Source organism: Variovorax sp. E3, assembly GCF_016082275.1.
GTDB lineage: Bacteria > Pseudomonadota > Gammaproteobacteria > Burkholderiales > Burkholderiaceae_C > Variovorax.
In genome coordinates, this window is sequence record NZ_MOWM01000181.1 from 1 (window position 1) to 14,209 (window position 14,209).

The window sequence follows — 14,209 nt, forward strand, 5'->3', positions numbered from 1 at the left end:
AAGCGCCGCTGAACCCCAAGGTGACCAGAACCAGCGGCCCCAGGCAGCAGGCCGAGGCGAGGATGGCAGCCAGCCCGCCGGCGAAGAGCGCCCCGCGCCCGTTTTGTGGTTCAGACATGCGCGTGTCCTTTCGAATTTAAATTGGATAGCGTAACCTTACTTCCGTAGTCATGTACGGAGTCAAGCAATATGGAAAACAATTTGGAAAATCTGACCATCGGCGTTTTCGCCAAGGCGGCCGGGGTCAACGTAGAGACCATCCGGTTCTATCAGCGCAAGGGCTTGTTGCCGGAGCCGGACAAGCCTTACGGCAGCATCCGCCGCTATGGCGAGGCGGATGTAACGCGGGTGCGGTTCGTGAAATCAGCCCAGCGGCTGGGCTTCAGTCTGGATGAAATAGCCGAACTGCTGCGGCTGGAGGATGGCACCCATTGCGAGGAAGCCAGTAGTCTGGCCGAGCACAAGCTCAAGGACGTGCGCGAAAAAATGACTGACTTGGCGCGTATGGAGTCGGTGCTTTCCGAACTTGTGTGTGCCTGCCACCTGCGGCAGGGGAATGTTTCTTGCCCGCTGATTGCTTCACTGCAAGGGAAGAAAGAACCGCGCAGTACCGACGCGGTGTAGCCAAGGGAACTACGCCTAAGCGTGCTTTATTTTCCGTTTTCTGAGGTGACGTCAACCGTCAGAAAAAACCGTGCGGCCGACTTTTGATAATTCGTGCTATCGCCTTCTGAAAATGACACAAGACCAAGGCGAAGCGCAGCGCGATCATCACGCCGCGCACCGCCCAGGAAACACAGATTGCGGCCATGCCGCGCCAGTCACGCGCAGCGCGCCAGGCGCTCGCCAAGACGCCACCGCTGCGCGTCGGCGGCGATGGCCTGGTCGAAGGTGCCGACCGCATCATGCGGACGCCGACCGAGCACCAGGCCGCCGGCGTCGCTTTCAAGGTCGCGCGCATCTACTTGCGCGTCAGCACCGACGAGCAGGACTTGACCAGGCAGGCCGCCATCGTGGAGAGCACCAGGGCCGCCGGCTTCTACGTCGCCGGCATCTACCGCGAGAAGGCTTCGGGCGCTCGCGCCGATCGCGCCGAGCTGCTGCGCATGATCGGCGACCTGCAACCCGGTGAAGTCGTCGTTGCGGAGAAGATCGACCGCATCAGCCGCCTGCCGCTGCCCGAGGCCGAACGCCTCGTGGCCTCGATCCGCGCCCAGGGCGCGCGCCTGGCTGTCCCTGGCGTGGTCGATCTATCCGACCTGGCCGCCGAGGCGAAGGGCGTGGCAAAGGTGGTGCTGGAGTCGATCCAGGACATGCTTTTGAAGCTGGCGTTGCAGATGGCCCGCGACGACTACGAGGATCGCCGCGAGCGGCAGCGGCAGGGCGTCGAGCTGGCGAAGGACGCCGGCCGCTACACCGGCCGCAAGGCCAACACAAAGGTGCATGAACGCATCGTGGCGCTGCGCAGCGCAGGCCACAGCATTCCAGAGACGGCCAGGCTGGCCGGGTGCAGTGAAAGCCAGGTCAAGCGCGTATGGGCGCTGCACAACCAGGCGCAGGCGTGACCTACTCGGCCGCCTCCAGCTCGCGCAGGCATTCCATGATCGCCGCCCGCTCCAGCGGATCGAGCTTGGCGAGCTTCGCTTGCCAGCGGGCTTTCTTCCGCTTGATGCGCTCGCGCTCGCGGAAGTTGCTGCCGAGGTAGCGCAGATCGTGCAGCTCGGCCGGCTCGGGGTAGTTCATCCACAGCCGTTCGATAGCGATGCCGCCGCGCGTCATCGCGTTGAAGTCGATGGTTCTCCATGACGCCAAGGGAGAGCTGTCATAGATCGTTGAGCTGTAGCCCGACACCATCACCGCGCACGGCAAGCCGGCCAGCACGTCGAGCAGCCGCACGTGGTCGGCGTCGTCGTATTCGTGGCGGTATAGCTTGCCGCCGCGCCGGCTGTCCATCACGTAGGGCGGATCGGCGTAGACGAACTCGGAGCCGGTGAACTGGTGGGACTCCAGCCAGGCCACGGCGTCGCCGTGGTGCAGCTCCAGGCCGGGCACGTCGAGCTGCTGCCAGACCTCGATCACCTCGGGATCAACGTCGATGCCGACGCTGCGGGCAGCGGGCCGCTTGCGCTCCAGGATGTTGCCGCCGCCCAGGTGCGTTTCGATGTACGTGTCGTGAGGCGGGATGTTGTTGATGATCGTCTGGTAGACGCCGGCACCGCCCTTGCCGCCGGGGTATCTCATGGCCTTCTTCCTGGAGTAAATCGGGACTTGGCCAGCATCGTCAGAAATGGCGATGCTGTCAAGGGAAGCCGGCCGGGCCTGCATCGTCAGAGCCGACGATGCGAAGCTGCTGGAGCGACCTGCAGCACCGCCAGGAATGGCGATGCCGGATCGCTCAGTAGGTGGGGATGTAGACCACCTCAATGTCCACGCGCTGGTTCTCGCGCCGGCCCTCGGCCGTCGAGTTGTCTGCCACGAAATCGGCGGCCGATGCGAAGTTCACCATGATCTTGAGCGGCGAGACGCCGCGCGCCACCAAGTACGACCTGGCCGAGAGCGCACGGCGTAGTGCAAGGGCCTCATCGGCCGCGCTGGGCCGTAGTGTGCTGGTGCGCCCGCTGATGTAGATGATCGCCGCATTCCTAGCGTCGGCCAGCAGCTCCAGGGCCTCTGGCGTCGGCTCGAATGTCGCGCTGCTGTCGGGGAAGGACACCGATACGCCGGACTTGATCGGCGTGCCGAAGTTGCCGGCGTCGCCGGCGGCCAGTGCGCTTTGCGCGCTGACCAGGAACGCCAGAGAGAGGGCCAGAAGAACGGGTTTTCGCATGGGGCAGGACTCCAATCAGAAGAACAGGTAGCCGGCCTTGCTCATGGGGATGCGGATCAACCAGAGCGAGGCCAGGTGCAGCGGGTAATAGGCGTAGAAGGCCCAGCGCAGGCGCGGCACGCGCACATCCACCCGCGAGGCCAGGAAGAGCACCGGCAGGGCTGCCAAGGCCCACAGGTTGCGATTGACGAACCACAGGGCCGCGCAGGCCAGCACCGCGACCGCCGCGGCGGCCCAGCTCGGCCGGCGCGTGTACGACCACACCGCCAGGCCGAAAGCCACGGCCGGCCACCAATATTCGACCGAGCTGCCGCCGACCAGGAACACCACGCCGGCGGCCGCCAGGTGCAGCTTGCCGCCACGTTCGACCAGGTAAGCCGTGGCCGTGACGACCAGCAGCGTGAACATCACGTTGAGCGGCCACCAACCGGCGTACAGGCCGCCGAGGGCCACGAAGGGCACGGAGGCCAGCGCGCCGAACATCGCCAGGCGCGACATGGTGCGGCCGTACACGCCGCGTTCGAGCGTGCCCGGCCGGGCCAGGTTGTAGGCCAGGACGAACACGAAAAGGGGGAGCGCCACGCGGCCGGCCTCGAACAGCACCGGCAGCGTCGCGTTGAACAGGTACTTGTTGACGTGATCGCCGGTCATGAGAACCAGTGCGAGCCACTTCAACGCTTCGACGGTTCCATCAGGAATCCGCAGGGCCTTCATCAGCGCCGGCCCCCGCGAATCGCGTAGGCGCGCAGCACCAGGAAGATGATGTAGAGCGCTGGCAGTGAGAGCACGAAGGCGATGGGCTTGCCGATCCACGCCGGCAGCGCCCACAGCAGAAGGCCCAAGGCGAAGATCGGGCCGAGGCCCAGCAGAAGCAAATCGAGCTGGTTCTTGGCCTGCCCTTCCGCCCACTTGCAATAGGCTTGAAGCAACCGGCCGACGCCCAGCGTGTACCGCATCATGAAGGCGTGGAATTTGTCCATGTTTAGCCGCTAAATCGGAAGAGCCGGCCTACTCGGCCGACCCCTCGCGTGAAGTGTTGAAAGACACCGTGCGGGGCACGTAGCCGGCCACCGACACGCTGCGAGCTGCTGCGGCCGCTGGGGCGGCCTGCTGGGGTGCTGGTGCCGGCCTGGCCGCCGGCGTCGCCCGCTGGGCCACCGTCGCGGGCTGGCTGGGCGTCGAGGGCGTGGCCCCGGCCTTCGTCACGTCAAGCGTGACGAACCGAGCTTCGAGCCAATCGGCCCACTTCGACGCCTTGCGCATCAAGTCGGCCCGGTACACCGCGTTGTACTGCGGCGTGCGCGAGTGGTAGTTCGCCGCCTTCGTCCAGAGGTCGCCCTTGTCGTTGCGGATGTGCATCCGCAGCCGCCAGGCGGCCAGGTCGAACGAGTAGCAGCCGGCAGCCGCCACATCGTTCGCCGTGATGCCGTATCGGGCCAGGTCGCCCAGGTACGCGGTGTTGAACTGCATCGGGCCAACGTCATGCGTGCCATTCGAGTTGCGCACCCACTGGCCCGGCTTGCCGCCCTCTTTCTCGGCGACGGCCAACACGATGTTGACCGGCACCTCGTACTTGACGGCGGCCGAGATCGAGCAGACGACGCGCTCCTGGAGCTGCGGCGGCAGATCGGCGAAGAACGGCATGCCCTCCCCTCCCTCAGTTCAGCCAGGACTGACGGCGGCGCTCTTCGTCCTCGCGCCGGATGCGTTCGTTGTACTCGGCCAAGGCGCGGTCATAGTCGCGCGCTTCGACCCAATACCCGCCCCGCTCTGGCGTCCCGACATAGCGCGGCAGCGTGCCGCTGCTGGCGAAGTCGGTGTAGGCGTGGCCGGTGTAGGCCCCGCAGTAGTCAGGCAACTGGTTGCTGATGTACGTGCGCCCATCGTCGTAGCCGCCCGTCCACATCACCAACGTCGAGTTCAGCGACTGCGCGTCGCAACGGCCAGCGCCGCGCGAGATCGCCGACACGAGCGACTGCATTTCCGGCGTCTGGCTCGCCACCGGGCAAAGCTGGAGGAAGTTCAGGCGGGCGCGGATCGTGTCCGACAGCTTGCGCTTCGTGATGTTGAAGTACCGCGACAGCGACGGCGTGCATTCGCTCGGGCGCGTGCCCGACGACAGGCACAGGATCGCCTCGCAGGCCAGGCGCGTGTCGCCGGTCAGCACGTCTTGCGCGCTGGCCGTGCCGGCGGTCGATCCGAGGGCTGCCACGAGGGCGGCCAGGGCAAACAGTTTCTTCTTCATGGTTGGACTCTCCTTGGTTACGCAGTTGTGCCGTCGCGGCCTTGCTCGCGGTTGGCGAACGCAGCTACTTCGGACTCGGGATCGGCATCGGCAGGGCCGCCTGCCAGGCTGTTGTCGCCGAAGCTCGGCGCGGGCTGCTGGTCGGGCACGTCGATGTTCTCGGCCGTGCCGCTTCCTTGCGCCTTGATCGCGGCGGCGATCTTTCCGCCAGTGGTGTCGGCGATCCGCTCGGCTGCGGCTTCGCGCAGGCTCGCGGCTTTGGCCTTGGCAACATCGGCGGTTCCCTTCGCCAAGTTCGCGCCGGCGTCGGCGGCGATGCGGCCGGCCGTGCGAGGGCCGATGCGGCCGATGCGAGCAAGCCGGGGCCGGTGCTGCCCGGTGCGGCCTGCTGCCCTTGCCCTGCCCCGCCGGCGGGCTTGGGTTCGTTCTTGGCGGCCTTGTCGGCACTGCTGCCGGTGCTGGCCGTCGAGCTGCTGCCCTGGCCGCCGCGTCGGCTTTGCCGCCGCCCTTATCGCCGCCCTTCGAGCTGCCCGAGCTGCTGCCGGTCGAGGGGCTGCCGCCACCCGACGAAGAGCCACCGCCGGAGCTGCCGCTAAAGCCCGCAGCCTGAGCGAAGGGCGTGCTGCCGGTGCCGGCGTCGCCGCCGCCGCCCGCACCGCCGCCCGAGCTGCCGCCGCCCGAGAAGGCCGACATAACGTCCGTGCCTGCCGACACGTTCTCATTGGCCTCGAGAAGGCGGCCATGACGGCAGAGGCACCACCGGCGGCCGAGGCTGCGCCGGCGGCCAGAGCGGCGCCGCCGGTCGCGGCCGCTGCTGCTGCCATGCCTGCGGCACCCAACGCAGCACCTGCACCGAACTGGCCGATGCCGGCACCGCCCACGCTCGCGCCGGTGATGATCCCGGCGATGAGCGGCGGAATCTTGTTGACCAACGCCAAGAGGATGATGACGACGATCAGCATCACGCCCATTTCCTTGAGGCTGATGCCGGCGCTCATGCGCGAGTAGTAGTCATCGAGGAAGGTCTTGCCGATGCCCACCAGGAGCACCATTGCGAAGAGCTGCGCGGCCACGCCCAGGACGACCTTGTAGTAGTTGATCGCCATGTCGGAAGTCCAGCGCGAACCACCGAAGCCGAGGAAGAACACGCCGCCGTAGGCGAGCACCCAGCCCGACGCGAGCAGCAGAAGCATATTCACACCGACCAGGGCCAGGATGACCAGGATCGCCACGGCCATGAGGATGCCGGCCATGCTGTCCACCGGCGACCACACCGAGGACTGATCCATCACCTTGTCGAAGATCGCAAAGCCCACGTCCACGATGCCCGAGGGCGACAGAGCATTGCCCAGGCCCGTCGCGTTGCCGGCGAGCTGCCGCAACGACGCATAGATGGACGAGGCGAAGTTAGGGCCGTTGGTTAGCGCCCACCAGAAGAAGCCGGTAAAGATCGTGAAGCGGACGAACTCCGCGAAGAACTCGCCAATGTCGGCCTTGCGCAAGGCCATCATGCCGAACGTCCAGACCATCGAGATCACAACCAGCGTCCAGAAGAGCCAGGTTGCGGCCGTGGTGATGACACCGGCCCAGCCGCTCGCGGCGGCCTGGTAGCGATCCAGCACGCTATCGAACACGCCGGCGTTGTCGATGGCCGCGTGGGCATCGACCGCGAAGAACGCCAGCCAGACGAACAGCGGCAGGGCGAGGGTTTTTAGATTGGCTGGCATTCTCATCGTCAGCACCTCACCATTCGCGTTTCGGGCTGGGCTTGAAATCCCCACCACGACGCAAGCACAGCGACGAAAAAGCCTGCTGGACGCCCTTGTCCTCGATCTTGGCGATGTTCTCGGGCTTGCAGTTCTCGTCGTTCACTTCCGGCATGGGGGCCGTGGCCGGCTTGTTGTCGCAGCCGGCGACCAAGGCCGCCACGAGGGCGGCCGAGGCCAAGGACAGAGCCTTGATTGCTTTCATGAATCCCCCTTACCAGGTGCGCGCCGGGCTGGCCCGGTAGCTGCCCTGGCGCAGTTGTGCGGCCGCTGCCGCCTGCTGGGCTTCCTTGTCGGCGTCGGCCTGCATCTTGGTTGCCATCGCGTTCTGCTGCGCGATCAGCAGGCCACGAATCTGCAAGAGCTGGTTGGCCTGCTGGCTGGCGAGCTGGTTGGCGTAGCCGATGGCCTGCATTTGGCCCTGCGCGCCCTGCGCTGCCGATTGAAGACGCTGCAACGTCGCTGCATCGGCCGTGAGATTCGTTTGCTGCCTATCGAGGCCCTTGAACAAGGCATCGTTGGCCTTCTTCTGCGACTCGCTCGCGAGCTGGGCCACATTCCGAAGTGCTGCGCGTTCCGCGTCGGAGCACCCTGCCGCCGTAAAGCACGGCGAGTTCTTGTAGTAGTTCACGTCCTGGAACTTGCCGATGTAGCTGTCCAGGCTGCCGAGTTGGGTCTTGTAGTAATCCAGCGTGTTGACCGCGTTCATCAACCCGTTGATGGTCGATTGCGCCTGATCCCAGATATACGCGGCCGGGGCCATCGTGTTCTGGAGTTGGTTTTGATACTGCTGGAGCTGGGTGCTGTACTGCTCAATTTGCTTGAGCGTCTGGGCCACCGATTCGATGGCCGTCATGATGTTCTGCGACAGGTTGGTGCCGTCGATGACGGGGATGCCAGCCTGCACAGGTGTGACCGCCAGCGTGCTCGAAACAGCAATGACGAGGGCCAATTTAGCGGCTAAAAACTTCGGCTTCATGGTGCTTTTCTCCTATGGCGTTAGTAATCGAAGGAACGGTACGGCTTGGAAAACGTCATGTCCTTCGTGACCACGACGTTGAAGCGATACCCCGGCCGAATTTCCAGCGTCGGCGAAATGCTCAGGTTCTTGGCGATGAGTTGCGCCGTAACCTGGCCGAGCTGCTGGCCGAGGGCTTCGCTTAGGGCACTGCTGGCGCTCGGTGCGCCATAGGTGTTTGTGGCCTGGTTCTGGCGTTGGCTGTAGGTGATGCCTGCTGTCACGCCGGACATGAGGAAGGCCGAGCCGAACAGGCGCACATAGTGGTTGTTCACCTGGTCGTGGAAGCCCGCGTATCCCGCGCTGTCCGCGCCTGGCATCGCGCCAATGTCCATCGCCTTGCCATCGGGGAACACGATGCGTTGCCACGCAACCAGCACGCGCGCTTGGCCGTAGGCACGTCGCTCGAATACGAGCCGACGAGGCGCGATCCCTGCGGGATCAACAGGTGCTTGCCGGTCGGTGTGTCGTACACGTCCTGCGCGACCTGGGCCATGATTTGGCCCGGCAGATCGGAGTTGATGCCCGAAATGAGCGTGGCCGGCACGACGAAGCCCGCGCGCAGCTCGAACGGTGTGCGCGGCGCTTCCGGCTGCGAATCCAGCTTCCAGCGGTCGCCCTGCCCACCTTGGCCGAACTGCGCCATGCTGTTGCGCCCGCCGCCGCTGGTCGAGGTTTGCAGGAGCTGCGGCGCACCGCCCGCGCCCATGCCGCCGGCGGCCGGAGCCGCGCCGCCACCACCGACGCCCATGCCGCGAATCTGCGCCAGGCGTGCTTGATAGGCGGCGGTCGGATCGTTGCTGCGCTGCGCGTCGATTTGCTGCTGCACCGCTGCGATGCGGTTCAGCATTTCATCGCGCGTCTGCGGCGTGCCGGTGTAGGTGCTCGGGCCACCCGGCGCGGAGCCGTTGCTACGCGGGGCATCCACGCGCACGGTGGTCTTGGCCTTCACGGCTTCGCCGAACATCTGCATCTTCGCCATGCGGATGCGCTGGGCCTCGTCGTCGTTCACCGGCTGGCCCGGGTTGCCGGGGTTGGCCGGCGGGGCCGGCGGCGCGTCCGGGTTGGACGGCCGCGCGATCTCCAGCGGAGCCGACGCCGGGCCGGTCGGCATGTCGGGCACCTTGAGCGGGCTTGCCGGCTCGATCAAGCCGCCGGTCTTGTCGCCTGCGATCTCCTTGGCGAACATCGACGTGTTGCCGGCCTTCTCCTTGGGGCCGTCCGCCGGCGCGTTCTGCTTGGCCGCGCGATCCGCCGCGACCAGGGCCATGACCAGCACGAACGACAGCAGGACGCCGCCGAGGATGTACATGGGCATGTTGTTGACGCGACGGACGCCCGCCTTCTTGGACACTTCGCCAGGCGAAGCGTCAGGTGCCATCTGATCGGCGTTTTCTGTCATGGCGTCACTCCTTGCGCACCCAGTACCCGGCCGCGCGAACGTGCCGTTTTGCGCCAGGTAAGGGCGGGTGATGGATTGATTGCCGACCATCAAGGTCAGGCGGTACAGGTTCGAGTCGCCAGCCTGGTCGAGCACGTAGCGCAACGGCAGGCCGCCCGACGCGGCCGTGGTGGCCGGTGCGCTCGCCTGCGATGCCGCCGAGGCCGGGGCCTGCGTGGAAGCGCCGGCCGGGGCGTACTCCAGGAGGGCATAGCCCTTGTCGCGCAGCGACTTGACGAGCGCCTGGCCGAACGGATCGGGCGTCGGCTGTTGCAGCTCCAGGCGCGTGCGCGCCGGCGCGTACAGCGTGGCGAGCTGCTGCACCGCGTCGGTGGCGAGCTTCTGCTGATCGAGCGCGGCCGACTGGACGAAGTTGCCGTACTGGCTGGTGGTTGCGCAGCCGCCGAGGCCCAGGGCGAGGGCGAGCAGCGCGAGAGAGACGATCTTGCGCATGGTCACTTCCTCCGGCTGATGGTCACGCGGTCTTGGCTACTGCCAACACCGGCAATCAGGATCGCGCGGTCAAACACCGTGTCCACGATGTAGCGATTGCCCTGCACGCGGTAATTGACCAGCACCGTTTCGTCGTCGGTGAACAAGCCGCCCTCTTTGCGCACGACCAGGAGCGTCGGCGCTTCGGTCTGCTGCATCGTGCCGGGCATTTCGATGATGGTCTTGCGGCCATCGTTGTAGACGCGCACAGGCTTCCAGCTCGCCGACCCGGACAGCTCATAGTCGAACGAGAGATCGCCCAGGTACTCGCCCGTCGCCGGCAGGGTGTTGTCGGTGCGTTCCTGCTTCTCGCGGCGCTGGATCGCGTCCCACTTGGCTTGCGCTTCCTCGGGGTACGTGAACGAGACTTGCGGCATGTACTCGGTGCGATGCGAGCGCAGGCGGAAGTGGTAGCTGCGGCGGTTCGTGGTCACAACCAGGCTGGTTTCGAGGCCCACGTCCATCGGCTTGATGATGAGGTGCTGAACCTCGGTCGCGCCGCTGCCGGTGATGGCCGGTTCCACCGTCCACCTGGCCGTGTCGCCCAGGTTGATCGAGTTCACTTGTTCGCCGGGCTGCAAGGCCACGTCGCACACCTGGAGCACCGCGCAAACGATGCTCGGCTGCTGCGCGCCGTACACGAACTTGATGGCACCGCCCGAGCCGGCCACCGGCTTGATGCCGGTCGCCGACCCCGCTTCCCACCGTTTGGCGATGGCGAGCGCCGCGCGCTCTTGAGCGGTCAGCGTCGGGTTGGTCTTGTTGAAATACTTGTCGGCAATGTCGTCGCCAGGGGCGGCCAGAGCCAGGGAGGGCACCGCCACAGCAGCGCCCACGATCAAAGCGGAGAGGGTTTTCTTCATGGTGGATGACCTCGAATTCATTGGATGCGGGACCAGGAGTAATCACGCACGTAGATGCTCAACGGGTTGTTCCGCAGTTGCTCATCGGTGGTGTTGGGCGTGACCTCGGCGATGTAGGTAGTCACGAGCGCGCGCCAGGTGACGGGCTGACCTTTCAGCGTGCCTTGGCGGTCGCGCGTGGTTTCCACCCACTCGACTTGCCAGGTGTCGGGCGTTTGCGGGATGACGGTCTTGATCTCGACGCTGACCATTTCCTTCTCGGCGCGCTTGAACGGGCTGGAATCGGGCGTGCCGTTCAACCACTCGTTCATCTTTGGCGTCGCCGGATCGTTGGGGGCGAGCATCGAGTACGCCTTGAACACGCACTTGCGCTGCAAGGCCACGTCAGGCGACACCATGCGCGCGCAGCTCATCCAGTCCGCAACGGCGGCGTGGATGACACGCGGATCGGCCTTCCCTGCGGCCTGCACCGGGCCGGCGGCCACCGTCTGGCCCAGCTTGTCCACCTCGACCACGTAGGGGATGAACTTCGACTGGCTGCCGATGTGGATCACGCCACCCACGCCGGCCAGCGCGATCAACAGCGACAGGATGCCTATCACCTGCCAGGTTTGGCGCTGCGAGACGACGCCGCCCACGTGATCGTTCCAGGTGCGGCGCGCGGCCAGGTAGGGGTTCTCGGCCTCGCCCGCACGGCGGCCGCCGGCGAGCGGTTCCTTCGAGCGGCGCGGATCGCGCGGCTCGGCGGAGTTGGCGGGCTTCTTGAAGATCAAGCCCTTGAGGGTGTCGGCGATGCTCATGCGGCCTCCAGGTAGTCGTTGAGATTCAGCCCACGGCCGGCCAGCCACTCATGCACCCATTCGTGGCCGAACTTGGCTTCGAGGCTCTTGATGGTGGCGACCGATTCCTTGTCGGACGCACCGACGAAGGCCAGGGCCATCGGCCCCAGGGCAAGGTCATAGAGACGGCGGCCGTTCTCCGAGACGTAGTAGTACTGACGCTTCGGAATGGCAGTCGCCAGGATTTCGATCTGACGCGCGTTGAGGCCCATACGGCGATAGAGCGCCGATGTGTCCTCATCCCTGGCGTAGACGTTAGGCAGGAAAATCTTGGTCGCGGTCGATTCCACGATCACGTCCAAGATGCCCGAGTTGGCCGCGTCGGAGAGGCTTTGCGTCGCCATCAGCACAAGGCAGTTGGCCTTGCGCAGCACCTTGAGCCATTCCCTGATCTTGGCGCGGAACGCGGGGTGGCCCAGCATCAACCAGGCTTCGTCCAGGATGATGACGGAGGGCTGGCCTTTCAGTGCGCGCTCGATGCGGCGGAACAGGTAGAGCAGCACCGGCAGCGCGAACTTCTCGCCCAGGTTCATCAGCTCTTCGATCTCGAACACCGTGAAGTCGGACAGCGACAGGCCGTCCTCTTCGGCGTCGAGCAGGTGGCCCATCGAGCCGTCCACCGTGTACTGCTTGATGGCCTCGCGGATCGCCTCGTCCTGAATCGTCACCGAGAACTCGGAGAGCGTGCGCGCGCCGCTGGCGTGCATGCTCATGATCGCGTTGCCGATCTCGTTGCGCTGCGCCGGCGTGGTGTTGACGCCGTTCAACGCCAGGATGGTGTCGATCCACTCCATCGCCCAGGCCCTATCCCCCTTCGTTTCGAGGAACTGGAGCGGGCAGAACGCCAGGCGGTCATCGTCGGCGGCCACCGTGAAATGCAGGCCGCTCTTGCCCTTCGTGGCCGCGCGGATGCCGGCCGCGAGTGGGTACATCGACATGCCCTTGTCGAAGGCGTAGATCGACATGCCGGCGTAGCGACGGAGCTGCGCGGCGATGATGCCCAGGTGCGTCGATTTGCCTGCGCCGGTCGGGCCGAACATGAAGGTGTGGCCCAGGTCGCGCACGTGCAGGTTCAGGCGGAACGGCGTAGCGCCCACCGTCACGCAGTGCATGAGCGCCGGCGACAGCGGCGGGTACATCGGGCACGGAGCCGTGGCGCTGCCCGTCCAGATCGAGCTTGTCGGCAGCAGGTCGGCCAGGTTCATCGTGTTGATGAGCGGCCGGCGCACGTTCTCGACGCCGTGGCCGGGCAAGCTGCCCAGGTACGCATCGAGCGTGTTGATCGTCTCGATACGGGCCGCGAAGGCCAGGCGGTTGACGGCCTTCTCGACCAGGAGCGCGGAGGCCGCCAGGCGCTCCCGATCCTCGTCCATCAGCACGACTACGCTGGTGTAGTAGCCGGCCGCCACCAAGCCGCTGTTGACCTCGGCGATGGCCGCCTCGGCGTCGCCGACCATCGCGGCCGCGTCCTGGTTGATCGAGCCGGTATTCGTGTTGAACACCTGATCGAAGAAGCCGCGAATCTTCTGCTTCCACTTCTTGCGGAACTTGTCCAGGTGCTTCAAGGACTCGTGCTGATCCATGAAGATGAAGCGGCTCGACCAGCGGTATTCGCTGGGCAGCTCGGCCAGGGCCGAGAGCACCCCAGGCGTTGACTCCAAGGGGAAGCCTTCGATGGCGACCACCTGGATGAACTTGCGCCCGATCTTGGGCACGACGCCGCCCCACAGCTCTTGCCCGCCGATTACCGCATCGAGGTACATCGGATTGCTGGGCAGCATGACCGGGTGATGGAGGCCCGTCACGCAGAACTGCAACCAGCTCAGGAAGTCATCGTGCGTGACTTCCCTGCCCTCTTCCGACACGACTTTTTGGCCGCGCAGGCGCGTCATCTTGACCGCCGAGGACAGGCGCGATTCCAGGCTGGTGATCTCGCGCTTGAACTGCGCAATCAGGCCCGTAGTGCGCGCCGTATGGTCGGGAGCCACCGCATCGTCATCGAACATGAGTTCGACAAACTTGCGCTGGGCCAGCACTGGCGGGAACCACGTGACGGTCAGGACAAAGTAGCCCTCGAACATCGCGCCCAGGCCCTCGAACAAGCGCCGGCGTTCCTCGTCAATGGCGAAGGAAACGGAGTCGGGGAACGATGACACGCCCCGCTCCGAGTAGTTCGGCGCAGGCCGACGCACAGCATCGACATGCACCATCCAGCCGTTCCCCAGGCCCGCCAGGGCCTGGTTGATGCGGAACGACACCATTTCCCGCTGTTCCTCGGTGCTGCTGGCGTTGTCATCACCCTTGTACAGCCAGGCGGCCATAAAGGAGCCGTTCTTGCCCACGATCACGCCGTCATCGACCACGGCGGCGTAATTGAGCAGATCGGCCAGGCCGGCATCCTTGGCGCGATGCTTCTTGAGCTTCAGCTCGGCATCGACAGCCCGGATGCGGGCAAAGAGGATGAGCAACAGAACCGCACCGAGCACAGCAATGGCAATTGCGATTGCTTCGATCATTTGTATTGCTTCCCTTGACTCGGCGTGTTGTCACGGAAGGGCGTGCTGCGAGCCGGGTAGTACGGCTTGTACCGGCGGTGCCGCAGGTACACGTGTCGCAGCTTCGGATCGGCCTTCGCCATGAGGCGCAGCGCGAAGAGCGCGCCGAACCACAAGGCGATGCCGAACACCGTTGCCCTCACTTCTTGGGCGCTGAAAATCA

16 protein-coding genes and 2 pseudogenes are annotated in these 14,209 nt (G+C 65.6%); 2 read left to right on the forward strand and 16 right to left on the reverse strand.

Annotation, left to right across the window (positions count from 1 at the left end; translation table 11 throughout):
• Positions 1–118, reverse strand: a 118-nt coding sequence (locus BMG07_RS35560; RefSeq protein WP_269759726.1) for a mercuric transporter MerT family protein, incomplete at its 3' end; no start/stop codon positions are given.
• Positions 119–189: 71 nt separating this feature from the next.
• Here BMG07_RS35560 and merR point away from each other — a divergent pair.
• The gene (merR, locus tag BMG07_RS35565) at positions 190–624 is read left to right on the forward strand and encodes an Hg(II)-responsive transcriptional regulator (protein ID WP_005798840.1); all 435 of its coding nucleotides are present in this window, start codon (positions 190–192) and stop codon (positions 622–624) included.
• A 281-nt stretch (positions 625–905) separates the two neighbouring features.
• Positions 906–1,565: a recombinase family protein gene (locus BMG07_RS35570; RefSeq protein WP_011178412.1), complete on the forward strand. Its 660-nt coding sequence runs from the start codon at positions 906–908 to the stop codon at positions 1,563–1,565.
• Between the two features lies 1 nt (position 1,566).
• Here the strand turns inward: BMG07_RS35570 and BMG07_RS35575 are convergent, their stop codons facing one another.
• From BMG07_RS35575 to trbD, 15 genes and pseudogenes are all read right to left on the reverse strand, one after another.
• On the reverse strand, positions 1,567–2,241 hold the full coding sequence (locus BMG07_RS35575) for a DNA methylase (protein WP_011178411.1): 675 nt from the start codon (positions 2,239–2,241) through the stop codon (positions 1,567–1,569).
• A gap of 154 nt (positions 2,242–2,395) precedes the next feature.
• A complete protein-coding gene (locus BMG07_RS35580) occupies positions 2,396–2,827 on the reverse strand; it encodes an OmpA family protein (RefSeq protein WP_198088452.1) in 432 nt (143 codons plus the stop codon).
• 15 nt (positions 2,828–2,842) lie between these two features.
• Complete coding sequence (locus BMG07_RS35585; RefSeq protein WP_011114053.1) at positions 2,843–3,541, reverse strand: TraX family protein; 699 nt, start codon at positions 3,539–3,541, stop codon at positions 2,843–2,845.
• A complete protein-coding gene (locus tag BMG07_RS35590) occupies positions 3,541–3,807 on the reverse strand; it encodes a hypothetical protein (protein ID WP_010890140.1) in 267 nt (88 codons plus the stop codon). Before BMG07_RS35590 ends, BMG07_RS35585 begins: the two co-directional genes overlap by 1 nt.
• A gap of 28 nt (positions 3,808–3,835) precedes the next feature.
• Complete coding sequence (locus BMG07_RS35595) at positions 3,836–4,471, reverse strand: transglycosylase SLT domain-containing protein (protein WP_011114052.1); 636 nt, start codon at positions 4,469–4,471, stop codon at positions 3,836–3,838.
• Positions 4,472–4,484: 13 nt separating this feature from the next.
• Complete coding sequence (locus BMG07_RS35600) at positions 4,485–5,072, reverse strand: TrbM/KikA/MpfK family conjugal transfer protein (protein WP_010890138.1); 588 nt, start codon at positions 5,070–5,072, stop codon at positions 4,485–4,487.
• A gap of 17 nt (positions 5,073–5,089) precedes the next feature.
• Positions 5,090–6,805, reverse strand: a complete 1,716-nt coding sequence (gene trbL, locus BMG07_RS35605) for a P-type conjugative transfer protein TrbL (protein WP_269759724.1) — start codon at positions 6,803–6,805, stop codon at positions 5,090–5,092.
• Positions 6,806–6,815: 10 nt separating this feature from the next.
• Positions 6,816–7,019: an entry exclusion lipoprotein TrbK gene (gene trbK, locus BMG07_RS35610; RefSeq protein WP_020206002.1), complete on the reverse strand. Its 204-nt coding sequence runs from the start codon at positions 7,017–7,019 to the stop codon at positions 6,816–6,818.
• Between the two features lie 33 nt (positions 7,020–7,052).
• Positions 7,053–7,817 (reverse strand): P-type conjugative transfer protein TrbJ, encoded by a 765-nt coding sequence (gene trbJ / locus BMG07_RS35615; RefSeq protein WP_010890135.1) that lies wholly within the window; start codon positions 7,815–7,817, stop codon positions 7,053–7,055.
• Between the two features lie 20 nt (positions 7,818–7,837).
• Positions 7,838–9,258, reverse strand: a pseudogene (locus tag BMG07_RS44460) (TrbI/VirB10 family protein).
• Between the two features lie 4 nt (positions 9,259–9,262).
• Positions 9,263–9,750, reverse strand: a pseudogene (locus BMG07_RS44465) (conjugal transfer protein TrbH).
• Between the two features lie 2 nt (positions 9,751–9,752).
• Positions 9,753–10,652: a P-type conjugative transfer protein TrbG gene (gene trbG, locus BMG07_RS35630; RefSeq protein WP_006122480.1), complete on the reverse strand. Its 900-nt coding sequence runs from the start codon at positions 10,650–10,652 to the stop codon at positions 9,753–9,755.
• Between the two features lie 17 nt (positions 10,653–10,669).
• A complete protein-coding gene (locus BMG07_RS35635) occupies positions 10,670–11,452 on the reverse strand; it encodes a conjugal transfer protein TrbF (RefSeq protein WP_006122481.1) in 783 nt (260 codons plus the stop codon).
• A complete protein-coding gene (locus BMG07_RS35640) occupies positions 11,449–14,007 on the reverse strand; it encodes a VirB4 family type IV secretion/conjugal transfer ATPase (RefSeq protein ID WP_011114047.1) in 2,559 nt (852 codons plus the stop codon). The genes BMG07_RS35635 and BMG07_RS35640 overlap by 4 nt, the downstream gene beginning before the upstream one ends.
• Positions 14,004–14,207, reverse strand: a complete 204-nt coding sequence (gene trbD, locus BMG07_RS35645) for a conjugal transfer protein TrbD (protein WP_307867241.1) — start codon at positions 14,205–14,207, stop codon at positions 14,004–14,006. Before trbD ends, BMG07_RS35640 begins: the two co-directional genes overlap by 4 nt.
• Positions 14,208–14,209 lie beyond the last annotated feature (2 nt).